Source organism: Neisseria sp. 23W00296, assembly GCF_044772855.1.
Taxonomy (GTDB): Bacteria; Pseudomonadota; Gammaproteobacteria; order Burkholderiales; family Neisseriaceae; genus Neisseria.
The window spans coordinates 1,751,181-1,771,904 of sequence record NZ_CP173024.1 but is presented as its reverse complement, the minus strand read 5'-3'; the positions used below and the strand labels follow the sequence as shown (position 1 = coordinate 1,771,904).

Annotated in this window: 20 protein-coding genes; 12 read left to right on the top strand and 8 right to left on the bottom strand. The window is 55.0% G+C overall.

Annotation, left to right across the window (positions count from 1 at the left end):
- Positions 1 to 75: 75 nt before the first annotated feature.
- Positions 76 to 999 (top strand): pseudouridine synthase, encoded by a 924-nt coding sequence (locus ACG2K1_RS08770; RefSeq protein WP_395428755.1) that lies wholly within the window; start codon positions 76 to 78, stop codon positions 997 to 999.
- A gap of 149 nt (positions 1,000 to 1,148) precedes the next feature.
- Here ACG2K1_RS08770 and ACG2K1_RS08765 read toward each other — a convergent pair whose 3' ends face one another.
- The 3 genes from ACG2K1_RS08765 to ACG2K1_RS08755 all read right to left on the bottom strand — a co-directional run bounded on the left by ACG2K1_RS08765 (position 1,149) and on the right by ACG2K1_RS08755 (position 3,033).
- Complete coding sequence (locus tag ACG2K1_RS08765; protein ID WP_009427233.1) at positions 1,149 to 1,283, bottom strand: hypothetical protein; 135 nt, start codon at positions 1,281 to 1,283, stop codon at positions 1,149 to 1,151.
- A gap of 176 nt (positions 1,284 to 1,459) precedes the next feature.
- Positions 1,460 to 2,155, bottom strand: a complete 696-nt coding sequence (locus ACG2K1_RS08760; RefSeq protein WP_395428756.1) for an SIMPL domain-containing protein — start codon at positions 2,153 to 2,155, stop codon at positions 1,460 to 1,462.
- Positions 2,156 to 2,307: 152 nt separating this feature from the next.
- Positions 2,308 to 3,033, bottom strand: a complete 726-nt coding sequence (locus tag ACG2K1_RS08755) for a YebC/PmpR family DNA-binding transcriptional regulator (RefSeq protein WP_395428757.1) — start codon at positions 3,031 to 3,033, stop codon at positions 2,308 to 2,310.
- A 203-nt stretch (positions 3,034 to 3,236) separates the two neighbouring features.
- On the opposite strand from ACG2K1_RS08755, the gene ACG2K1_RS08750 reads away from it, so the two are divergent.
- Complete coding sequence (locus tag ACG2K1_RS08750; RefSeq protein WP_009427230.1) at positions 3,237 to 3,788, top strand: YqgE/AlgH family protein; 552 nt, start codon at positions 3,237 to 3,239, stop codon at positions 3,786 to 3,788.
- The gene (gene ruvX, locus ACG2K1_RS08745) at positions 3,781 to 4,254 is read left to right on the top strand and encodes a Holliday junction resolvase RuvX (RefSeq protein ID WP_395428758.1); all 474 of its coding nucleotides are present in this window, start codon (positions 3,781 to 3,783) and stop codon (positions 4,252 to 4,254) included. Before ACG2K1_RS08750 ends, ruvX begins: the two co-directional genes overlap by 8 nt.
- Before the next feature lie 72 nt (positions 4,255 to 4,326).
- Here the strand turns inward: ruvX and ubiA are convergent, their stop codons facing one another.
- The gene (ubiA, locus tag ACG2K1_RS08740) at positions 4,327 to 5,235 is read right to left on the bottom strand and encodes a 4-hydroxybenzoate octaprenyltransferase (RefSeq protein ID WP_395428759.1); all 909 of its coding nucleotides are present in this window, start codon (positions 5,233 to 5,235) and stop codon (positions 4,327 to 4,329) included.
- Positions 5,236 to 5,485: 250 nt separating this feature from the next.
- Between ubiA and ACG2K1_RS08735 the strand changes: the two genes are divergently transcribed.
- The 3 genes from ACG2K1_RS08735 (at position 5,486) to lolA (ending at position 7,623) form a co-directional block, all read left to right on the top strand.
- Positions 5,486 to 5,743 carry a hypothetical protein gene (locus ACG2K1_RS08735; protein WP_036496640.1) on the top strand — a complete coding sequence of 86 codons (258 nt, stop codon included), beginning with the start codon at positions 5,486 to 5,488 and terminating at the stop codon, positions 5,741 to 5,743.
- Between the two features lie 274 nt (positions 5,744 to 6,017).
- Positions 6,018 to 6,758 carry a carbonic anhydrase gene (locus ACG2K1_RS08730; protein ID WP_395428760.1) on the top strand — a complete coding sequence of 247 codons (741 nt, stop codon included), beginning with the start codon at positions 6,018 to 6,020 and terminating at the stop codon, positions 6,756 to 6,758.
- A gap of 247 nt (positions 6,759 to 7,005) precedes the next feature.
- A complete protein-coding gene (gene lolA, locus ACG2K1_RS08725; RefSeq protein ID WP_395428761.1) occupies positions 7,006 to 7,623 on the top strand; it encodes an outer membrane lipoprotein chaperone LolA in 618 nt (205 codons plus the stop codon).
- Between the two features lie 770 nt (positions 7,624 to 8,393).
- On the opposite strand, the gene bamC is transcribed toward lolA, so the two are convergent.
- The 4 genes from bamC to ACG2K1_RS08705 all read right to left on the bottom strand — a co-directional run bounded on the left by bamC (position 8,394) and on the right by ACG2K1_RS08705 (position 14,203).
- Positions 8,394 to 9,515 (bottom strand): outer membrane protein assembly factor BamC, encoded by a 1,122-nt coding sequence (gene bamC, locus ACG2K1_RS08720; protein WP_009425148.1) that lies wholly within the window; start codon positions 9,513 to 9,515, stop codon positions 8,394 to 8,396.
- 22 nt (positions 9,516 to 9,537) lie between these two features.
- Positions 9,538 to 10,413 carry a 4-hydroxy-tetrahydrodipicolinate synthase gene (gene dapA / locus ACG2K1_RS08715; protein WP_009425147.1) on the bottom strand — a complete coding sequence of 292 codons (876 nt, stop codon included), beginning with the start codon at positions 10,411 to 10,413 and terminating at the stop codon, positions 9,538 to 9,540.
- Positions 10,414 to 10,675: 262 nt separating this feature from the next.
- A complete protein-coding gene (rpoH, locus tag ACG2K1_RS08710) occupies positions 10,676 to 11,539 on the bottom strand; it encodes an RNA polymerase sigma factor RpoH (protein WP_009425146.1) in 864 nt (287 codons plus the stop codon).
- A gap of 249 nt (positions 11,540 to 11,788) precedes the next feature.
- The gene (locus ACG2K1_RS08705; RefSeq protein WP_395428762.1) at positions 11,789 to 14,203 is read right to left on the bottom strand and encodes a penicillin-binding protein 1A; all 2,415 of its coding nucleotides are present in this window, start codon (positions 14,201 to 14,203) and stop codon (positions 11,789 to 11,791) included.
- A 149-nt stretch (positions 14,204 to 14,352) separates the two neighbouring features.
- Between ACG2K1_RS08705 and pilM the strand changes: the two genes are divergently transcribed.
- From pilM to trpB, 6 genes are all read left to right on the top strand, one after another.
- Positions 14,353 to 15,450, top strand: a complete 1,098-nt coding sequence (gene pilM / locus ACG2K1_RS08700; protein ID WP_094030945.1) for a type IV pilus assembly protein PilM — start codon at positions 14,353 to 14,355, stop codon at positions 15,448 to 15,450.
- A 2-nt stretch (positions 15,451 to 15,452) separates the two neighbouring features.
- Positions 15,453 to 16,094 (top strand): PilN domain-containing protein, encoded by a 642-nt coding sequence (locus tag ACG2K1_RS08695; RefSeq protein ID WP_009424987.1) that lies wholly within the window; start codon positions 15,453 to 15,455, stop codon positions 16,092 to 16,094.
- Positions 16,095 to 16,724 (top strand): type 4a pilus biogenesis protein PilO, encoded by a 630-nt coding sequence (locus ACG2K1_RS08690; RefSeq protein WP_009424988.1) that lies wholly within the window; start codon positions 16,095 to 16,097, stop codon positions 16,722 to 16,724. It begins immediately after the preceding gene.
- Positions 16,725 to 16,739: 15 nt separating this feature from the next.
- On the top strand, positions 16,740 to 17,255 hold the full coding sequence (locus ACG2K1_RS08685; RefSeq protein ID WP_009424989.1) for a pilus assembly protein PilP: 516 nt from the start codon (positions 16,740 to 16,742) through the stop codon (positions 17,253 to 17,255).
- Between the two features lie 19 nt (positions 17,256 to 17,274).
- Positions 17,275 to 19,359: a type IV pilus secretin PilQ gene (locus ACG2K1_RS08680; RefSeq protein ID WP_009424990.1), complete on the top strand. Its 2,085-nt coding sequence runs from the start codon at positions 17,275 to 17,277 to the stop codon at positions 19,357 to 19,359.
- Between the two features lie 123 nt (positions 19,360 to 19,482).
- A complete protein-coding gene (trpB, locus tag ACG2K1_RS08675) occupies positions 19,483 to 20,685 on the top strand; it encodes a tryptophan synthase subunit beta (protein WP_395428763.1) in 1,203 nt (400 codons plus the stop codon).
- Positions 20,686 to 20,724: the final 39 nt, after the last annotated feature.

The window sequence follows — 20,724 nt, the reverse complement described above, 5'->3', positions numbered from 1 at the left end:
GCCGTCTGAAAGGCTTTCGGGCGTTCAGACGGCCTCGGAAGGCGCAGGCCGTCTGAAAGCGCTACAATCGCGGCCATGAACACAACCCCCGCCCTGCCGACAATCGACGGCATCCGCCCCAGCTATCTGCATCTGCCCTGCGACCGTCGTCTGGCCGACGCGCCGCTGCTCGATTACCTCTGCCGCCGTTTCCCCTATGTGCCGCGCGAAACCTGGCTGTTGCGGCTCGAAAAGGGCGGCATTTTCGATGGAAACGGCCGCCTGCTGCCGCCAGACGCGCCCTTTGTTCCCGGCGCCACGCTCTATTACTACCGCGAAACCATCGCCGAAGACGAGCCGCGCATTCCGTTTCGCGAAGAAATCCTGCACGTCGACGAGCATCTGATTGTCGCCGACAAGCCGCACTTCCTACCCGTTGTGCCCGGCGGCCGCTTCCTGCGCGAAACCCTGCTCACCCGCCTGCGCCTGCGCCCTGAGTTGCACAACGGCCGACCCGAAGACATCACGCCGCTGCACCGCCTCGACAAGGATACGGCGGGCGTCGTCCTCTTCTGCCGCCGCCCTGAAAGCCGCCGCGCCTATCAGACCCTGTTTCAGGAGCGCCGCGTCGTCAAAACCTACGAAGCCCTCGCCGCCGAACGCAGCGGCTTGGACTTTCCCCTGCACATCCGTTCCCGCCTCGAACGCGGCGAGCCTTTCTTTCTCACGCGCGAAACCGCGGGCGAAGCCAACGCCCACACCGTTATCGAAGCTGCCGAAGCCGTTTCAGACGGCCTCTGCCGCTACCGTCTCAGCCCCGTCAGCGGCAAAAAACACCAGCTTCGCGTGCACATGGCAAGCCTCGGCATCCCGATTCTGAACGACCCGCTCTATCCCGATCCGCTGCCCGCCGACAGCACCGACTACGCCAAGCCGCTGAAACTCCTCGCCCGCGCCATTGAGTTTGCCGACCCGTTCAGCGGACAGGTGCGGCGATTTGAAAGCAGGCGGACATTATAGAAACGGCTGCCGCGCGGCTTGTCTGTCTGCCGTTTGCCAAAAAGCCGCCCCGTTGGCCGGGGCGGCTTTTATGTGTTCGCTTGGTAGAAACTGCGCTTTCAGACGGCCAAACAAAACCGCCCGAAAAGGGCGGTTTGCATATCGGCAGCTTAGCGCTGAGCCGATTGTGCTGTTTTCGGCTGCAACAGATTGTCGGCGGTGAAAACGGAAGTGTCGGTATGGTGTTTGACAAAATACATGCCGCCGAAAACGGCCGCTGCGATCAAAAGGGTGCTGAATTTCATGGTGCGTCCTCCTTGTTATGGTATCCGGCCGCTCGGCCGCTGTGGGAAGTGCGGATAATAGCGGGCAGCTTCGCCTTTACGAAACTTGAAAGACAGGCGGCATATTTTTTACATAAACGGCTGATGGGAGAAGGCCGTCTGAAAGCTGTTCAGACGGCCTTCCGACGGAATACGGCCTACATCTGCACCGAGCCGTTGACCGTGATGCGGATTTCTTCGAGGCCGGGCGAGGGCGGGGCGGCGGTTTCGTTGTCGGCCGCCATCGGGGCGGCGTAGCCCGCTTTGGCCGACATCATCATCACGGGCGCGTCGCCCAATTCGCCCAGTTTGAGGGAGACGATTTTGTAGCCGGAAAAGCCCAGCGTCTGCGCGAGGGCGGCGGCGCGGTCTTTGAAGCGCAGCAGAGCGGCGCGGCTGGCTTCGTCGACGGCTGCATTGCGTTTTTGCGGCGACAGGGTGAAGTGGGTGTTTTGCACTTCGGCGTCTTTCTGCGATTGGGCGATGAGGCGGTTGAGGGCGGCGAAGTCTTGGCTTTTGACGGTGTATTCGATGCTTTCCTGCCAGCCGGTCTGCACGCGTTTGTTGTCGGGATAGCTGTAAACGGGGTGGCTGCTGCGGTTGGCTTCGCTCACTTCGAGGGCTTTGTCGGCGGCGCGGCGGGAAAAGGCGTTCATTTTGGCGGCAAAGGCGCGGTGGGCGGCTTCGCGCTCGCGCGCTTCGGCGCGGACGGTGAACACGGCGGTCATGGTGTCGCGCGGCACGCTGACGGTGGCGCTTTCAGCAAATTCGACAACGTTGTAGTTCAGCGGCTCGGCCTGCACGGCGGCGGTGAGGGCGGCCAAGAAAAGGGCGGCAAAGCGGGATTTTTTCATGGTGTTTTCTCTCGGGTTCGGGGAACGGAGCGGTTGCCAAATGTGTTTTCAGACGGCCTTCCGTTAACGGAGAGGCCGTCTGAAAAGGGACGTTGCGAAAGCCGTTTGCGCTTTCAGACGGCCTCCGGTTATCCGAAGGCCGTCTGAAAGGGTTAGTCGAACTGCAACACGGCGGAGGTGTAGACGTTTTGTACGTCGTCGAGGTTTTCCAGCGCGTCGATAAGGCGCTGCATTTTCGCCGCGTCTTCGCCGGTGAGCACAGTTTCGTTTTGCGCGCGCATGGTGACGTCGCCGTCTTGCGAAGTGAAGCCCGCCGCTTCGAGCTTGGCTTTCACGCCCACCCAGTCGGCGGGGGCGGTGATCACTTCGATGATGCCGTCTTCGTGGGCGACAACGTCTTCCGCGCCCGCTTCGAGGGCGGCTTCCATCAGCGCGTCTTCGTCGGCGTCGGTGTAGACCAGATAGCCCTGGTGGACAAAGTTGAAGGCGACGCAGCCGTCAGTGCCGAGGTTGCCGCCGTTTTTGTTGAAGGCATGGCGCACGTCGGCGACGGTGCGGGTTTTGTTGTCGGTCATGCAGTCGACCATCAAGGCCGCGCCGCCGATGCCGTAGCCTTCGTAGCGCAGCTCGATGTAGTCGACGCCTTCGAGGTTGCCTGTGCCTTTGTCGATGGCGCGCTGCACGTTGTCTTTGGGCATATTGGCGTCCCAGGCTTTGTCCATTGCCAGACGCAGGCGCGGGTTGGATGCGGGATCGCCGCCGCCCAGGCGGGCGGCGACGGTGATTTCCTTAATCAGACGGGTGAAGATTTTGCCGCGCTGGGCGTCGGCGCGGGCTTTTTTGTGCTGGATGTTCGCCCACTTGCTGTGGCCTGCCATATTCTGTTTCCTTGTTTTTCAGACGGCCTGAGAACCTGTTTGTCAGGTTTTGAAACCGCCTTGTGGGTTTGCCGAAAAATGAGGGGCGCGATTTTAGCAATAAGCAGGCCGTCTGAAAACGCCGCTTTTCAGACGGCCTTTTGCTTGCAATTTTCTCCGCGCGGCCTAATATTGCCGCCCGACAGCCACGACTCTTTCCGATTATGGACAATCTCACCGACCATTTCCTCATCGCCACGCCCGCGCTGGAAGACTCGTTTTTCAGCGGCAGCGTCGTTTATCTGTGCCGCCACGACGAAGACGGCGCGCTCGGCGTCGTGATCAACAAACCCTCGCCGATACCGATGGAAGCCGTGTTTTCCGCTTCCGACACGCCCGTTCCCGAACGCTTTAAAAACCGTCCGATACTGGTGGGCGGGCCGGTGCAGATAAACCGCGGCTTCGTCGTCCACTGCCCCGCAGGCGAATGGAGCAGCAGCTTTTCCGTCGGCGGGGAAAACGCCGTCACCACCTCGCGCGACATCATCGACAAACTGGGCGACAGCGGCGCGGTGGAAAAGGCCATCGTCACCATCGGCTGCTCGAACTGGGAATCCGGCCAGCTGGAAAACGAGCTGGCGCAAAACGTGTGGATTGCCGTGCCCGCCGACGGCAGCATTCTGTTCGACCTGCCGCTCAACCTCCGCTACCGCGCCGCCCTCTCCAAACTCGGCATCGAGCCGGCTTCGCTGGTGAAAGGCGCCGGCCATGCCTGACGCCTTTCCCGCGCCGCAGGGCACCTGCCTGGCCTTCGATTTCGGCGAAAAACGCATCGGCGTGGCGCAGGGCAGCGCGGAAGTCGGCATCGCCCACCCGCTGTCCACCGTTTCCGCCGAAGCCAACGAAACCAAGTTTGCCGCCATCGCCGCCCTGATAAGCGAATGGCAGCCTGATTATTTGGTGGTCGGCCTGCCCGTGCACAGCGACGGCACGGAACACGAACTCACGCGCCTCGCCCGCAAATTCGGCCGCCGCCTGCACGCCCGCTTCTCCCTGCCGGTTTACTGGGCAGACGAGCGCCTCACTTCGCTTTACGCCGAAAGCCTGCTGGCCGAAGCGCGGGTGTTCGGCAAAAAGCAGAAAACAATGCTCGACAGCGTGGCCGCGCAGGCGATTTTGCACGGCTTTTTCCACGGCGGTGCGGCGGAGTATTGGAACGGGGAGGAAACGCGGGAAGGCTGACACGCCGCGAATGCAGTCAGGCCGTCTGAAAAAGCTTTTTCAGACGGCCTGATTTTGTTTTCTTGCGTCCGCTCACATACCTGTATAGGCGTCAAACAGCTCTCTGGCGTGCAGATAGAAAAAGTGGGCGGCGATGGCGGCAAACCACAGTGCGCCGAGGCGGTTGTTGGCGAGAAACTCGCGAAAGCAGGTGTTGTGGTCGCGCGTGCGCACGGCCAGATACTGTTTCCATTGGAAGCGCAGAACAAAGGAAACGGCCAACCAAAACAGCCAGGACGCACCGATGGCAATGCCCGCCGCCACCATCAGCGCAGTAGACAGCAGATGGCAGACAAGCACGGCTTCGGCGTCGTGGCGGCCGAAGGTGATGGCGGAAGTTTTGATGCCGATTTTTAAATCGTCTTCCTTGTCGGCCATCGCGTAGGCAGTGTCGTAGGCCAGCGTCCAGAACACATTGGCGGCAAACAGCAGCCAGGCGGCGGGGGGCACGGCGCCGGTGACGGCGGTGAAGGCCATCGGGATGCCGAAGGAAAAGGCGAGACCGAGATAGAGCTGCGGAATGGGGAAGAAGCGTTTGGTAAACGGATAGCTGAGGGCGAGAAACAGTGCGGGCAGGCTCATCAGCCAGGTGGCGCGGTTGAGCGGCAAGAGGCACAGCGCGGCGGCCAGACACAGAGCGAGGGTCAGCAGCAGGGCTTCTTTTTTCGACACTTCGCCGCGTGCAAACGGGCGGTTTTTCGTGCGCTCCACCGCACCGTCGAAACCGCGGTCGGCAAAATCGTTGATAACGCAGCCGGCGCTGCGCATGAAAAACGTGCCAAGTACGAAGGCGGCCAGAATAAGGAGGTCGGGCAGGCCGCGCGCCGCCGTCCACAGTGCCCACAGTGTCGGCCACAGCAGCAGCATGGTGCCGATCGGCTTGTCGGTGCGCATCAGGCGGCGGTAGATGTCGGCTTTTTGCAACAGGATTTTCTTGTCCATCGGAGTGCTTCGCGTATTTGAGGCCGTCTGAAAAAGCCCTCGGGCAGTTTCAGACGGCCTGTGAAAGGGCGCGATTATGCCTGATGCGGCGGCAAATTCAAAACGGGCGGCGGCGGTTTGCCAATGCGAAAGAATGCCGTTTGTCGGCACAATATGCCGTCTGTCTTTACGCGATTTAATCTGCCGTTTGCTTTTTCCCGCCGTTTGCGCCGTTTATAATCGCGCCTCCCACATGGTTCGGTTCTGACTTATGAAACGCTCGGTTTTCTGCCCGCTGCTGCTGGCTGCCGTAGGACTCGGCTACATCGTTCTCTTTACCTGCGCCGTCAATTTCGCGATGGCGTATTTCTTCCGTTTCAAAATGCTGGCCGAACCAATGGCGGTGGTGATAACCGTGGCGCTGGCGGCCTCCTTCCTGTTTGCCTCCCCGCTGCTGCCCTACTGCCGCAGGCTTTACGACCGCTGCGGACAAAAATGCCGCCGCTATTTCGGCCAGCGGGTGCTTTAAAAGCGCTTTGGCGCAAAACAATTTGAAATACGGCGCATCAGGCCGTCTGAAAACTTCCGTCCGTACCGCGGCAGGCGTTTTCAGACGGCCTGATGCTTTTTGCCCGACAAAGGCCGCGTGAATCCGAAGCGGCGGCACGCGTTTACAAAAATCCGCAATATGTTTGCGTAAGGTCAAGAAAAAACGGGGAGGAAGGCTGTTTTTACGATTGATAAAAATTCTCGCCGTTCGCATAATCCCGCACTTTCCCAACCCGACGCAAATAGGAGACTACATGAAACTGCGTTTATCCGTATTGGCCGCCGTCTGCGCCGCAACCCTTCCCGCACTCGCCGCCGCCCATTCCGACTGGTCGTACACCGGCGACAGCAGCCCCGAACACTGGGGAGGCATCAAACAAGACTATGCCGCGTGCAGCAGCGGCAAAAACCAGTCGCCCGTCGATTTCGCCTCCGCACAGGCGGCCGCGGGCAACAGCGTGAAATTTGCCTATGCCCCGTCGGCCTACACCGTAGAAAACAACGGCCACACCATCCAGGCCACGCCCGAAGGGCAGCCGCAAACCATCAGCCTCGGCGGTAAAACATTCACGTTCAAGCAGTTTCATTTCCACACACCCAGCGAACACACCTTCCGCGGCAACGCCTATCCGATGGAAGTCCATTTCGTCCACCAGTCTGACACGGGCGAGCTGGTCGTACTCGGCGCAGTCTTCACCAAAGGACGCGAAAACTCCGCGCTGAAACCGCTGCTGGCGAAAAAACTGCAAAGCGGCGAAAAAACGGCGCTGAACGGCAAACTCGACGTGATGCCGCTCTTTCCGAAAGACCGCCGCCACTTCCGCCTGAACGGCTCGCTGACTACGCCGCCGTGCAGCGAGGGCGTGAACTGGGTCGTGTTCAAAACCCCCGTTACCGCTAGCGAAGCCCAGCTTGAGGCCATGCGCACCATGATCGGCCAGGAAAACAACCGCCCCGTGCAGCCGCTCAACGCCCGCATCGTTATCGAAGAATAAGCCGCTTGATGCCGTTTCCGCCCCCGCACGCCCTGCCGCCTGCGGGGGTTTTTGCCGCCCGTTCGGCGCGTAAAAACGTGGCGGCGGGTTAAATAAATGTCAAAACGAAAGGCCGTCTGAAAACAAAAACCGATTGCTGAACAAAGCATTATCCGCTTTACACAAATTAAACGCCGCGCGCGGCACTTGCCTGCACACAGGCAGCCTTTATACTGCCGCCTGTTGCAACCCACCGTAAGGACACCGCATGAAACGCACCACATGGCTCAAAACCGCCGCCGCCGCCCTCGCCTGCGCCGCAGGTTTCGCACAGGCAGGCGCCGTCGACGCCTTGCAAAAATTCAACAGCGACGCCGACGGCCTCAGCGGCACGTTCAGCCAAACCGTGAAAAGCAAAAAGAAAACGCAAACATCCGGCGGCACCTTCCAAATCCTCCGCCCCGGTCTCTTCAAATGGGAATACGCCAAACCCTACAAACAAATCATCGTTGGCGACGGCACGCACATCTGGCTTTACGACGCCGATTTGAAACAGGTCACCAAATCCGACCAGGCGCAGGCCATCGGCGACAGCCCCGCCGCCATCCTGTCCGACAAAACCGCGCTGGCCGCCAGCTACAGCCTGAAAGAAGACGGCTCGGCCGAAGGCATAGACTACGTTTTGGCCACGCCGAAGAAAAACAACGCCGGCTACCGCTTCATCCGCATCGGCTTCAAAGGCGACACCCTGGCGGCGATGGAGCTGCAAGACGGCTTCGGCAACCACACCGCCATCCGCTTCTCCGCCGTCGACACCCATCCCAAACTCTCGCGCGGCGCATTCAAGTTCACACCGCCCAAAGGCGTGGACGTGTTGAGCCAGTAAACCAGACAATCACAGGCTGTTCCGTTTTTTGGCGGGCAGCCTTTTTATCGGAGGCCGTCTGAAAATCTCAAACAGGTTTTCAGACGGCCTTCAAACCATGGCTGCGGCGGGGAGTTTGTCGGATACGGCCGGTTTGCTTTTCCCGCTCTATTCCATAAAGAACGCGGGCTGGTATTTTGCCGCTTGTGGAAAGCCGTGACGGGCTGTTTGTCCGCATCATGTCTTATCCGTACGCAAACCGAGCCTTGAAGTTGCGTGCTTTCAGACGGCCTCAGACAGGGCAGGCCGTCTGAAAGCGTGGTTTGCTGTCTTTGCAGGTTTTAAGAATCCGCCCGACTGCCGCCATTCCCTCTTGGACGGAAGTTTTGGCGCATTTTGTTTGTCCGACCGTTTCCGCACGCCGAAAAGATTCCCGCCTGCGCGGGAATGACGGCGGCACTTGGTTTTCAGACGGCCTTAGAGGGTTTTGCAAAGATTTAGGTTTGTGTGTGCGGTTACAGATATAGTGAGCCAAAATAAAAAATATACGGCGTTGCTGCGCCTTGCCGTATTATAGTGAGTCAAAATAAAAAAGATACAAGGCAGCAAGCCGAAGACAGTACAGGTAGTACGGCAAGGCGCAGCAACGCCGTATATTTTTTATTTTGGCTCACTATACCCATACTGTCTGCGTCTTGCTGCCTTGTATCTTTTCTATTTTGGCTCACTATAAAAAGGCCGTCTGAAAACCTTTTCGGGGTTTTCAGACGGCCTTTTGTGAGAACGTGCAATCAGCGCAGTTCGGTGTGCAGGCGTGCGAGCCAGGCGGTGGCTTCCGAGCCTGTGTAGCGGCTGCCGTCTTTGTTGAGGATTTGCAGGCGCGCGCCGTTGGCGGCGGGTTCGACGAAGACGATCAGTTCGGGAAGCTGTTGGGCTTCGGGGGCTTTTTTGCCGAACAGGCGGCCGATGAGGCCGGGTTTTTTCGTGCTGACCGAGGCGCTTTCGTTTTGTGCGGGCTGCACGAGGAAGGCGTGTTTTTCGGTGTTTTGGCCGATAACGGTCAGGCCGATGCGGTCGAGGGCGAGGGCGGTGCGGCGCCAGTTTCGCTGGTAGTCGCCCGACAGGAGGAGGCTGCCGTTTTCGAGTTTGGCAAGACCGGCCGCGCTGCCGCTGTCGGCGGTTTGCTGGAGCTGGTTTTGGATTTGCTGCTCGTCGGCGCCGAGGTATTGCATGAAGCGGGCGAGGAAGGCGGCTTCGAGGTTGGGGTCGTTGGCGCGGGGCTGCCACATGGTGGTTTCTTTTTTGCGGTCGGCGTAGGTTTCGCTCATGCCTTTGTGGGCAAAGAAGATGTCGGTGGCGCCGTTGCGGCCTTTTTCGACGCGGATGATGAATTTGTCGCGTTCGCTGGTGGAGTAGATGCCGCCGAGGCCGATTTTTTCGAGGATGCTGCGCAGGCCGCCGCCGGCGAGTTTGGCGCGGTTTTCCGCCCAGTCGGTTTCCATTTGGCCGATGGAGGGTTCTTCGGAGGCGATGGTAAAGCCGCTTTCCTGCCAGAAGGCTTTGAGCAGCGGCCAGAGTTCGGCGGGCTGTTTGCCGGAGACGGTGAGCCAGCGCTGGCTGCCGTCGCGTTCCATTTTGACGCCTTTGACGCTGCCGAGAACAGTTTGTCCGGCGGCGTTTTGTTTGGCGGCGCTGCTGCGGTTGAAGTCGCTGGCGCGCACTGCTCCTGCTCCCGCGGGCAGTTGGTAGAGGTTGCCCTGGTTGGGGTTGGTCAGGTCGGGCGGGACTTCGAGGCTGACGATTTTGCGGTTTTCCGACTGGTAGTCGAGCTTGGGTTGTTCTTTTTTGCTGCCGGAGCAGGCCGAGAGGCCGATGAGGGCGATGGCGAGTGTGGCGGGTTTGATGGGATTCATACAGACTCCGTGTGGGATGAAATCAAATCAGTCCGGCGGTTTGCAGTGCGGCGCGCACTTTGTTTTGGCCGTCGGGCGTGAGGGGGATGATGGGCAGGCGGACGTGTTCGGTGCAGACGCCCAATTGCGCGGCCGCCCATTTGGGTGCGGCGGGGCTGGGTTCGCAGAACATGACGTCGTAAACGGGGATGAGTTGTCCGTTGAGGCGGCGTGCTTCTGCGATGTTGCCCGCGAGTGCGGCGCGGCACATGTCGGCGAAGAGTTTGGGGGCAACGTTGGCGGCGACTGTGATGACGCCGTGGCCTCCGCAGAGCAGGAAGGGCAGGGCGGTGGGGTCGTCGCCGGAGTAGACGGCGAAGCCTTCGGGGGCGCGGTTGATGAGGTCGATTTCGCGGGCAAGGGCGCCGCTGGCTTCTTTGACGCCGGTGATGTTGGGGATTTCGGCAAGGCGCAGGATGGTGTCGTTGTCCATGTTGACGACGGTGCGGCCGGGTACGTTGTAGATGATCATGGGGATGTCTACGGTTTCGGCGATGGTTTTGAAGTGGCGGTAGATGCCTTCCTGCGAGGGTTTGTTGTAGTAGGGGACGACGGAGAGTGTAGCGTCGGCGCCTGCTTTTTTGGCGGCTTGGGAGAGTTCGACGGCTTCGATGGTGTTGTTGGCGCCTGTGCCGGCGATGACGGGGATGCGTTTGGCACTATGCTTGACGGCTGTTTCGATGACGAGGGTTTGTTCGGGGATGGAGAGGGTGGCGGATTCGCCGGTGGTGCCGGCGATGACGAGGGCGTCGGTGCCGTTGGCGATGTGCCAGTCGATCAGTTTTTCGAGTTGGGGGAGATCGACGCTGCCGTCTTCGCGCATGGGGGTAACTAGTGCGACCAAGCTGCCTGTCAGCATAGTGAAAGCCTTTGTAGGTGGTTGGAAAAAACGCGCGGATTGTAGCGTAAGTACGGCGCGCTGTGCAAAAGGCCGTCTGAAACGGGGCGCGGTGTTGTGCGGGGCGGCGGCCTTGGGTTTGCGGTGTGTTTCGAGGCCGTCTGAAACGGGTATGGCGCTTGTTTTTCAGACGGCCTTTTGTCCTGTGTTTGCCGGTTTGAGGCCGTCTGAAAAAGAGGGATGTTGGGACGGGGTTTTGTGGTTTCAGACGGCCTTTGGCGGATTATTGTTCGGCTTCTTCGGCGAGAAAGCCGCGCAGTTTCTGCATGGCTTTGGCTTCGATTTGGCGGATGCGTTCGGCGGAGACGCCGTATTCGGCGGCAAGCTGGTGGAGGGTGAGGCCGCCGTCGTCTTGCAGCCAGCGGGTTTCGACGATGCGCCTGCTGCGGTCGTCGAGTTTGGCGAGGGCGTTTTGCAGGCCTTCGGTTTGCAGGGCGTAGTGGGCTTTTTGTTCGATTTGGCGGGTAGGCTCGGTGTCGTGGTCGGCCAGCCAGTCGATGGGGGCGAAGCTGTCTTCGTCGTCGCTGTTGTCGGCGAGGAGGGCGACGTCTTTGCCGGTCATGCGCTGTTCCATTTCCATGACTTCGGACAGTTTGACGCCGAGGTCGTCGGCGATGGCCTGGGCTTCTTTCGGTGACAGGGCGGACAGGGATTTGCGCATGGAGCGCAGGTTGAAGAAGAGTTTGCGCTGGGGTTTTGTGGTGGCGACGCGCACGAGCCGCCAGTTGCGCAGAATGAATTCGTGGATTTCGGCTTTGATCCAGTGGACGGCAAAGGAGAAGAGGCGGGCGCCGCGGTCGGGTTCGTAGCGTTTGACGGCTTTCATCAGGCCGATGTTGCCTTCTTGGATGAGGTCGGCCTGGTTGAGGCCGTAGCCGTCGTAGCCGCGGGCGATGGAGACGACGACGCGCAGGTGGGACAGGATGAGCTGTTTGGCGGCTTCGACGTCGCCGCTTATTTTGCGTTCGGCGAGGTTGTGTTCTTCTTCGGGGGTGAGCATGGGGATGCTGTTGACGGTGTGGATGTATTGTTCCAAGCTGCCGTGTCCGCTGGGGACGGGGAGGGTGGTGGTTTGACCTGTGGCCATTGGTGTTTCCTCAAATCGGATGGTGTTTCTGCCGGGACGGCTGCCCCGAAAGACGCGTAGTTTACGCTATTTTTATGCTAAAAAACGCATGGCGGCGGTTAAGACGCTTTTTATTTCTTTTATCAGGCGGTTCAGGGGCAGTGTTTCAGACGGCCTTTGTGTTTTCAGACGGTCTGTGGGGGGCGGTCGTCTGAAAACAGGAAACGGCAGCTTTGCGGGCTGCCGTTTTGCCGTTGGATTGGCGGCCGTTTAGAAGAGGTCGTCCAAGTCGGTGTTGTTGACGGGGCGGCGGTTGCTCGGCTTGATTTCCTGTTCGTCTTGGTTGACGTTGGTCGGCCTGAGTTCGCGCTCGGCTGCCGCGCCGCTGTCGGTGTCGGAGTCGGCGGGTTTGCCGATGGTGTCGTCGGAGTCGGAGCGGCTGCTGCTGTTGTCGATGCGCAGTGAGGGGTCGGTGGTTTGGCGCTCTTTATAGAAGTATTCGCCGCCGCGCAAAACCATGCCGCCGGGCACTTTCATGCCTGTGCTCGGTTTGCCTTTGAGGGCGTGGCGCATGTATTCGACCCAGACGGGCAGGGCGATGGTGCCGCCGTAGCCCGCGCGTCCCATGCTGCGCGGTTTGTCGAAACCGATGTAGACGGCGGTGACGATGTCGGGGTTGAAGCCGACGAACCAGGCGTCTTTGTTGTCGTTGGTGGTGCCGGTTTTGCCGGCGATGTCGGAGCGGCCGAGGGCGAGCGCGCCGCGTGCCGTGCCGTATTTGACGACGTCCTGCATCATTTTGTACATGATGTAGGCGTTGCGCGGGTCGATGACCTGCGGTGCGTTTTCTCCGGCGACGAGGGGCTGCATCTGCGCTTTCAGATGGTCTTGCGAGTCGTAGATTTTGTCGATGACGTAGGCGGACACTTTGTAGCCGCCGTTGGCAAATACGGCGTAGCCTTCGGCCATTTGCAGAGGTGTGCTCGATCCTGCGCCCAGTGCCATGGAGAGGTTGGCCGGGTGGTTGTTGGGTTTGAAGCCGAATTTTTGGATGTACTGCTGGGTGTAGTTGACGCCGGTAGCCATCAGGATGCGGATGGAGACCATGTTTTTCGAGCGGGTCAGCGCGTGGCGCAGGGTGATGGGGCCGTCGTAGCGGCCGTCTGAATTTTTCGGTGTCCACGGGCGTCCGCCACGTCCCGCGCCGGGGATGGAGATGGGTTCGTCGTTAATCAGGGTGGCGGCGGTCATGCCTTTGGCCAGCCCTGCGGAATAGATGAAGGGTTTGAATGATGATCCGGGTTGGCGCATGGCCTGGGTGGCGCGGTTGAAGTTTTTGCTGTGGAAGTTGTAGCCGCCGACCAGTGCGCGCACGGCACCGGTGCGGGCGTCTAGTGCGACGAGTGCGCCTTGCAGCGCCGGTTCTTGGGCGATGCGCCAGCCGCTGCCTTTGACTTTTTGTACGCGGATGACCGCTCCCGGGCGGATTTGCGCTTCTTCAAGTTTGGCGTTGAGAACGGCATTACGCGCTCCGCCCATTTGCGCGGGTGTCAGCTGGATGCGTTCGCCGGTGGTGATTTGGGCGGTGATGCCTTTGCTTTTTGATGCGGTGATGACGACGGCAGGTTCCAATCCGTCTACCGCATGCATGGTGGACAGGTATTTGCCGACGATTTCTTCGGTGTCTTCGTCGGTGTCTTTGCTTAATTCCAAATAGCCTTCCGCACCGCGGTAGGCGCTGCCGCGGTCGAATCCTCGCAGGGTTTTGCGCAGGGCGTTGGTGGCGACGCGCTGGCTGTCGGTATCGACGGTGGTGTAGACCTTGAAGCCTTGCGTGTAGGCGTCTTCACCGTATTTTTCATACAGTTCCTGACGCGCCATTTCTGCAACATATAAGGAGGTCTGGTCGATGTCTTGCACATGGTGTTCGTAATGGAGCTCTTCGTTGAATGCGGCGTTTTTTTGCTCGGGTGTAATCATGCCCAGTTCGACCATGTTGTTCAGAATATATTCCTGACGCTGTTTGGCACGTTTGGGGTTGACCAAAGGATTGGCAGCCGAAGGGAATTTGGGCAGGCCGGCCAGCATGGAGGCTTCCGCCAAAGTCAGCTCCTGAACTGGTTTGTTGAAATAGACTTGCGAAGCGGCTGCAAAACCGTAGGCACGCTGCCCGAGATAGATTTGGTTGAAGTACAGCTCCAAAATCTGGTCTTTGGTTAAGGATTGTTCGATTTTGTAGGCCAGCAGGGCTTCGTTGAATTTCCGTGTCAGCGTTCTTTCGTTGGTGAGGTAGAAATTGCGCGCTACCTGCTGGGTAATCGTGCTGGCGCCGGACTGTACGCCGCCTGAAGTGAGGTTGCCGATGATGGCGCGTCCGACACCGATGACATCTACGCCCCAGTGGTCGTAGAAGCGTTTGTCTTCCGCTGCAATAACCGCGTTTTTCAATACCTGGGGGAAGTCTTTGATTTCGGTAAAGGCGCGCCGTTCCTCACCATAGGAACCGATAAGTTTGCCGTCTGAAGAGTAAATCATCAAAGGCATTCTCGGTTGGTAGTTCTGCACGGCATCTAATGAGGGAAGTTTTGGATAGGTTGTCAGAACGGCGATGGCCAACAGTCCGACTGCAAACAGAGCCAGCCCGATGAACAGGCCGATTAGGGTAGTGAAAATTTTTTTAATCATGACTAAGTAATATTTACCCCAAAGGGTATTAAATAAAGTAAAATGGTCTTAACGTTTAAACAGGACGGTAATTTTGTTGCCGCTCCTTCTTATCAACCGCTTACGGAAGCCGATATTGTAACCAATATTATTTGGCAGGGAAATGAGTTATGCGTTTAACAAAAAATCAAAAAAATACAAAAGGTAAAGCTTCTTCCAGCTTTTCCTCGCGTGCGTCGGTGGGGATTGATATTGCCCAGGATGCTGTAAAAATCGTTCAGTTGTCCGGGCGTAATTTGAATCAGGTTCAGTTGGATAATTACTCTATCGTCCGGCTGCCGAAGAATATCATCAAGGGTGCAATCGTTCAGGATTACGACCAACTTGTAGCGTACTTGCAACATGCATATACGCAGCTGGGAGGTAACAGCCGTAATATCATCGGAGCTATTCCTCAGTCGCTGGCTAATATAGAGACCGTTACTTATAACGAAAAAGATGCCGATATGGATTTGGCGGATTTTGTTGAGTTTGAAGTTTCCCAGCAGATGCCCTTGGACGAGGTCAATTATGATTATCGGGTTGTTCATGAGGGCTCGGGTGCTGTAGGCAAGAAAGTATTGGTGGTTGCGGCGCGAAAAGAAGATTTGGAGCCCAGGCTTGAAGTGTTTGATAGTGCCGGTTTGAGTTTGCAATCGTTAGATATTGATGTGCTTGCTCAGGCTAATGCTTTTAATTATTGGATGGATAAGCAAAATCCTGAGTTTTTGTCTGATAAGGTCATGGTTGTTCATATTTCAGAAAATGAAATGTCTTCCTTGGTGTTGCAAAACGGTCAAATACTGTATCGGCAAGAATCCTCTTTGGGCGGTGAGCAGCTTTGTCAGTTAATCCAGCGGACTTATCAGGTGAGCGATGAGCAGGCTAAAGTTATGCGTAAGAGTGAAAATAAGCCTGCTGATTATCAGATTCAGGTGGCTGATCGTTTCAATGCTCAAATTGCTCAGGAAGTCCAACGTGTTTTGCAGTTTTACTACACCACTCAGTCGGGTGAGCAGTTTGCCAACGTAAGGAATATATTCCTTACCGGATCAGCTTCTACGCAGGCTAATTTGGCAGAAACAATTTTTTCTCAAACAAATACATCGGCTGAATGTGTCGATCTGACAACTTCTGTTTCAATTGGGATGAGGGCGGATGCTTCTGAAATGCAGCAAGTTGGTTCGGAATTGGCAATAGCATTTGGTTTGGCATTAAGGGGATTGTAATTATGGCAGATTTAATTAAAATTAATTTGCTTCCCTATAGGGAAGAATTAAGCCAAAAGGAAAAGCAGAAGTTTAAAGTCATGATGATGACTGCCGGCTTAATCGGGATTGGTTTGGCAGGATTGGCTTTTGTAGGTCTAAATCAGGCTATTTCTTCGCAAGAAGCTAGAAACACATTCTTGGAGCAGGAAATACAAAAAACTGATGAAGCTATTAAAGAAATAGCAAGTCTTGAGGCTGAGAAAGCAGATTTCTTAGCTAAGAAGCAGAAGGTTGAAGAGCTCCAGAATAAAAGATTTGAGGGTGCTCGCATTATAGATACGTTGAATCAACTACTTCCAGAGGGAGCCTATGTTCTTTCTATAGCTTCTCAAGACGGTGATTCTTATGACATTACTGGTAAAGCATCCAGTGATAACCGTATTGCTATGTTTATGAGGGCATTGCCGACAACAGGGATATTCAATCAACCCGAACTTCTTGGAATTGAGAAGACGGATAATGGTCAGAAATTTGTTGTTAAAACAGTTTTGAATCCGTCTGCTGCGCCATTAGGTGATTCGGCAAAGCAATCTGAAAATGAACAGGCAGCATCTTCTGCTTCAGATGTAAGTCAAAATAGTGCAAGTGCTACGGAGAAGTAAATGGCTAAGAACAACCAAAAAATCGATTTGCAAAATTTACATGAGTTGAATTTTGTATTCAAGATTTGCATCGCTGCTGCTTTGGTTGCGGTGATACTCGTGATTGGATATTTTGTAGTTTTCCAAGACCAGTTGGCTGAACTAGATTCGGCTAAAGCAAAAGAAGAGGAGTTGAAACAATCGTATCAGGAAAAAAGTGTAAAAGCGGCAAATTTAGAGAATTTAAAATCGGAATTGGCTGCGTTGCACACGTCTTTTAACCAGTTATTGCAACAATTGCCCACGGATAAAGAAATACCTAATTTGATTCAAGAATTGAATCAGGCGGCTTCAACAAATAATTTGCAGCTTGGTGCGCTTTCTCCACTTGATCCTGTAAATGATGGTGCTATTCAAAGATTACCCTATAAACTTTTAATAAGCGGCCAATATGATCAAATTTCGAAATTTGCTAGAGATGTTGGCGGGTTGTCCCGAATTATTACACTGAGTCAGCTGAATATGACGAAAGACGACAAAACGGGACAAATTACTCTTAATGCCATTGCAAATACTTATAAGGCACGTCCTGCGGCAGAACTGGCAGCAGAACAGGCTCAGGCAGCTTCTGATGCTTCGGCAGGTAACTAAATGGGATTATAGATAATGAAGAAAATAATTTTGCTATCCGCTCTTTTGTGTTTATCTGCATGTGATGATGAACCCGAGGATCTTCGTGTTTGGGTTGACACTACTAAAAAGGAAGCACAAAAAAATGTGAAGCCGGTGGAAATTCCGACAGGTGTTCCCGCATTAACTTATACTCCCGCTATTCAGCCTGTTTTGGACGCGTTTAATAGCAAACGATTGAATACCAATCAAAAGGGTGTAAATGCTCCGGATTTAAACCGGCCTAAGGAAGTATTGGAGGCGTTTAATCTGGACAGTATTAAATATGTAGGCTCTTTTAAGAAAGCCGGAACTACTTCTGCTTTTGTAGAGGTTGAAGGGCATGTTTATACAGTTGTTCAAGGTAATTATATTGGCCAGAATTATGGTAAGGTAACCAAGATTCAGGATGATGCAATCCTGATTACCGAATTGGTTGAAGACGCAAACGGCAGTTGGACCTTCCGTCCTGCAGAGTTAGTTTTAAGTAGTTCTGAAAAAACAGGAAATTAAATTTTAAGGGGTATTGGTAATGAATAAAGTTAAAACCATCAACAGTATATTTGCAATATTGGGATTGTCATTTATCGGTCATTCGGTGTATGCGGGAAACATAACCAACATCAATGTTTCCTCTATGCCGAATAATCAAAAAATTATTAAAATTAAATTTGATAAGGATGCGGTTTTACCCGTTGCGTCCCCAAGTGTTTCGCCTACACAGTTTGTTCTTAATTTTCCTACTACAGGTGTTGGCTTGTCTCAACCTGTTTTGGAATATGAAGATTCCCTATTAAATCGGGTGATGGCTGCTCAGCAGGCGGACGGACAGGCTAAAGTTGTTGTCGGTTTGAACAAAAACGGACGTTATACAACTGAAGTGAAAGGTAATGAAGTTTGGATTCGGATTAACGAATCTGTAGGTGTTCAAGCAAATGTCAAAGCCGGCCAGCAACAGGTTGCAAACTCCGCTTCGACTGTTGATTTTAGAAAATCCGGTAAATCCGAAGGCATTGTCGATATTTCTGTTCCCGGTTTTCAGGGGCAGCCTGACATTAAGCAAAACAGCAGCAGCATTACAATTACTTTAAAAAACCATCCTTTGCCGACTCAAGCCCAACGCAATTTGGATGTAAGCGATTTTGGTACGCCCGTCCGTAATGTGGTCATGAAAAGAATTGGTAATGACACGCAGGTTGTCATTAAAAACCAAGGAAATTGGTCGTATAACCACAAGGCGGCCGGAGGACGAATTTCAGTAGAAATTTCTCCTAAAACTTCTGTTGAAGTAAACGGTTTGCAATCCAATAAGTCGAAATCTTTTAGAGGCAATCGGGTTTCCTTCGATTTCCAAGATGTAGATGTGCGTACCATCTTGCAGATTTTGGCGAAAGAGTCAGGCATGAATATCGTTGCCAGCGATAGTGTCACCGGTAAGATGACTCTTACTTTGAAAGATGTGCCTTGGGATCAAGCTCTTGATTTGGTGATGCAGGCTCGCGGTTTGGATATGCGTCGTTCGGGCAATATCATCAATGTTGCACCAAGATCTGAGCTGTTGGCTAGAGATAAGGAAATACTGACTCAGCAGCGCGAAATTGATGAATTGGGTCCGCTGTATTCTCGTACATTCCAATTGAAATACAAAAATGTGGAAGAGTTCCGCAAGATTTTGAAATTGGATGACAGTAGCAGTTCTTCCGACAATAGTAAGACTATTTTGAGCAATAGAGGTAGCGCGTTAATTGATCCTGCTACCAATACTTTGATTATCACGGATAATTCTTCTGTTTTGCAAAAATTTGAGAAATTGATTGCAGAATTGGACGTGCCTGCACGTCAAGTAATGGTAGAAGCTAGGATTGTTGAGGCTTCCGACGGTTTTTCCCGTGAACTGGGTGTGAAATTCGGTTATGCCGGCTCTAACGGAAAAAACAGCTGGGGCAGCAACTGGGCAAATGCACAAGCTAATAACAATACTTACGGTAACGCGCTTCAGAACAATACCAATAGAACTTGGACGCTGGATCCGAATGTGAATTTACCGACAAGTGCTGCGACATCCAGCCTGGCTTTGGTGCATGCCCTTTCTTCAGGCGCGTTGGCATTAGAGCTGTCCGCACAGCAAGCCCAACAAAAGGCTAAAATTATTTCTTCGCCGCGGGTGTTAACCCAAGACCGCAAAGAGGCCGTTATTGAGTCCGGTACGGAAGTTCCTTATCAGGAAGCTTCTTCCAGTGGCGCAACTTCAACCTCCTTCAAAAAAGCAGTTTTGGGAATGACGGTTACTCCGCAGATTACACCTGACGGTCAGATTATTATGGACATTAAGGTAAACAAAGACTCTGTTAACCGTAACTGTGGTGCTTCCGAGCCCTGTATCGATACCAAGCGCTTGGATACCAGAGCCATGGTGGAAGACGGCGGCACTCTGATTTTGGGTGGCATTTATGAAGAGGAAAACTCTGAAGGTGTCAGCAAAGTTCCGTTGTTGGGTGATGTGCCTGTGTTGGGTAACCTGTTCAAACACCGCTCCCGCAACAACAGCAAAAAAGAGCTGCTGATCTTTATCACTCCGCGCATTGTCGATAATCTCGGCAGTACGCTGCGTTACTGATAGCTTGGTTTAAAAATGGTCTAAGGTTGATTTATTCAGCCTTAGACCATTAATTTGCCTGTTTTAAAATCAGTTTTGTAAAATTCAATACGATTTGAATTTGATGTGTGTATAGAGGAAATTATGAAAAACTACCAAGCGCCCGACGAGCAGGGCTTTTTCGGCAAACACGGCGGGCTGTATGTGGCCGAAACCCTGATTCCTGCCCTGAAAGAGCTGACCGAAGCTTATGAAGAAGCGAAAAACGACCCCGCGTTTTGGGAAGAATTCCGCCGCGACTTGAAACACTACGTTGGCCGCCCCAGCCCCGTTTACCATGCCGAACGCCTGTCGGCGCATTTGGGCGGCGCGCAGATTTGGTTGAAACGCGAAGATTTGAACCACACCGGCGCGCACAAAGTGAACAACACCATCGGCCAGGCGCTGCTGGCCAAGCGCATGGGCAAAAAGCGCGTGATTGCCGAAACCGGCGCGGGCCAGCACGGCGTGGCATCGGCCACCGTGGCCGCGCGTTTCGGCATGACTTGCGACGTATACATGGGCGCAGACGACATCCAACGCCAAATGCCCAACGTGTTCCGCATGAAGCTTTTGGGTGCGAACGTCATCGGCGTGGAAAGCGGCAGCCGCACGCTTAAAGACGCGATGAACGAAGCGATGCGCGAATGGGTCGCCCGCGTGGACGATACGTTTTACATCATCGGTACGGCCGCCGGCCCTGCGCCGTATCCCGAAATGGTGCGCGATTTCCAATGCGTAATCGGCAACGAGGCCAAAGAGCAGATGCTCGAAGCCGTCGGCCGCCAGCCTGATGTGGCCGTGGCCTGCGTGGGCGGCGGCTCCAACGCTATCGGCCTGTTTTACCCGTATATCGGCGAAGAGGGCGTGCGCCTTGTGGGCGTGGAAGCAGGCGGTTTGGGCGTGGAAACGAAAGACCACGCCGCGCCGATTACCAGCAAAGCCCCCATCGGCGTGTTGCACGGTTTCCGCAGCTATCTGATGCAGGACGAACACGGCCAGGTACTCGGTACGCACTCGGTATCCGCCGGTTTGGACTACCCCGGCATCGGCCCCGAACACAGCCACCTCGCCGACATCGGCCGCGTCGAATACACCGCCGCCAACGACGATGCCGCGCTGGAGGCCTTCGATTTGCTCTGCCGTTTCGAGGGCATCATTCCCGCGCTCGAATCCAGCCACGCGCTGGCTTGGGCGGTGGCCAACGCGCCGAAAATGGGTAAAGACCAAGTGATACTGGTGAACCTCTCTGGTCGCGGCGACAAAGACATCAACACCGTTGCCAAACTCAAAGGCATCGAACTTTGATTTTTCAGACGGCCTCCTCCGACGGAGGCCGTCTGAAAA

What these genes read in the sequence shown, in the direction of transcription:
- ACG2K1_RS08680 (WP_009424990.1), top strand. Translation starts at nt 17,275, where the DNA reads ATGAATAAAGTTAAAACCATCAACAGTATATTTGCAATATTGGGATTG.
- trpB (WP_395428763.1), top strand. Translation starts at nt 19,483, where the DNA reads ATGAAAAACTACCAAGCGCCCGACGAGCAGGGCTTTTTCGGCAAACAC.
- ACG2K1_RS08765 (WP_009427233.1), bottom strand. Translation starts at nt 1,283, where the DNA reads ATGAAATTCAGCACCCTTTTGATCGCAGCGGCCGTTTTCGGCGGCATG.
- ACG2K1_RS08730 (WP_395428760.1), top strand. Translation starts at nt 6,018, where the DNA reads ATGAAACTGCGTTTATCCGTATTGGCCGCCGTCTGCGCCGCAACCCTT.
- dapA (WP_009425147.1), bottom strand. Translation starts at nt 10,413, where the DNA reads ATGCTGACAGGCAGCTTGGTCGCACTAGTTACCCCCATGCGCGAAGAC.
- ACG2K1_RS08760 (WP_395428756.1), bottom strand. Translation starts at nt 2,155, where the DNA reads ATGAAAAAATCCCGCTTTGCCGCCCTTTTCTTGGCCGCCCTCACCGCC.
- ACG2K1_RS08755 (WP_395428757.1), bottom strand. Translation starts at nt 3,033, where the DNA reads ATGGCAGGCCACAGCAAGTGGGCGAACATCCAGCACAAAAAAGCCCGC.
- ACG2K1_RS08735 (WP_036496640.1), top strand. Translation starts at nt 5,486, where the DNA reads ATGAAACGCTCGGTTTTCTGCCCGCTGCTGCTGGCTGCCGTAGGACTC.
- ACG2K1_RS08695 (WP_009424987.1), top strand. Translation starts at nt 15,453, where the DNA reads ATGGCAGATTTAATTAAAATTAATTTGCTTCCCTATAGGGAAGAATTA.
- ubiA (WP_395428759.1), bottom strand. Translation starts at nt 5,235, where the DNA reads ATGGACAAGAAAATCCTGTTGCAAAAAGCCGACATCTACCGCCGCCTG.
- bamC (WP_009425148.1), bottom strand. Translation starts at nt 9,515, where the DNA reads ATGAATCCCATCAAACCCGCCACACTCGCCATCGCCCTCATCGGCCTC.
- ACG2K1_RS08770 (WP_395428755.1), top strand. Translation starts at nt 76, where the DNA reads ATGAACACAACCCCCGCCCTGCCGACAATCGACGGCATCCGCCCCAGC.
- lolA (WP_395428761.1), top strand. Translation starts at nt 7,006, where the DNA reads ATGAAACGCACCACATGGCTCAAAACCGCCGCCGCCGCCCTCGCCTGC.
- ruvX (WP_395428758.1), top strand. Translation starts at nt 3,781, where the DNA reads ATGCCTGACGCCTTTCCCGCGCCGCAGGGCACCTGCCTGGCCTTCGAT.
- ACG2K1_RS08705 (WP_395428762.1), bottom strand. Translation starts at nt 14,203, where the DNA reads ATGATTAAAAAAATTTTCACTACCCTAATCGGCCTGTTCATCGGGCTG.
- rpoH (WP_009425146.1), bottom strand. Translation starts at nt 11,539, where the DNA reads ATGGCCACAGGTCAAACCACCACCCTCCCCGTCCCCAGCGGACACGGC.
- pilM (WP_094030945.1), top strand. Translation starts at nt 14,353, where the DNA reads ATGCGTTTAACAAAAAATCAAAAAAATACAAAAGGTAAAGCTTCTTCC.
- ACG2K1_RS08750 (WP_009427230.1), top strand. Translation starts at nt 3,237, where the DNA reads ATGGACAATCTCACCGACCATTTCCTCATCGCCACGCCCGCGCTGGAA.
- ACG2K1_RS08685 (WP_009424989.1), top strand. Translation starts at nt 16,740, where the DNA reads ATGAAGAAAATAATTTTGCTATCCGCTCTTTTGTGTTTATCTGCATGT.
- ACG2K1_RS08690 (WP_009424988.1), top strand. Translation starts at nt 16,095, where the DNA reads ATGGCTAAGAACAACCAAAAAATCGATTTGCAAAATTTACATGAGTTG.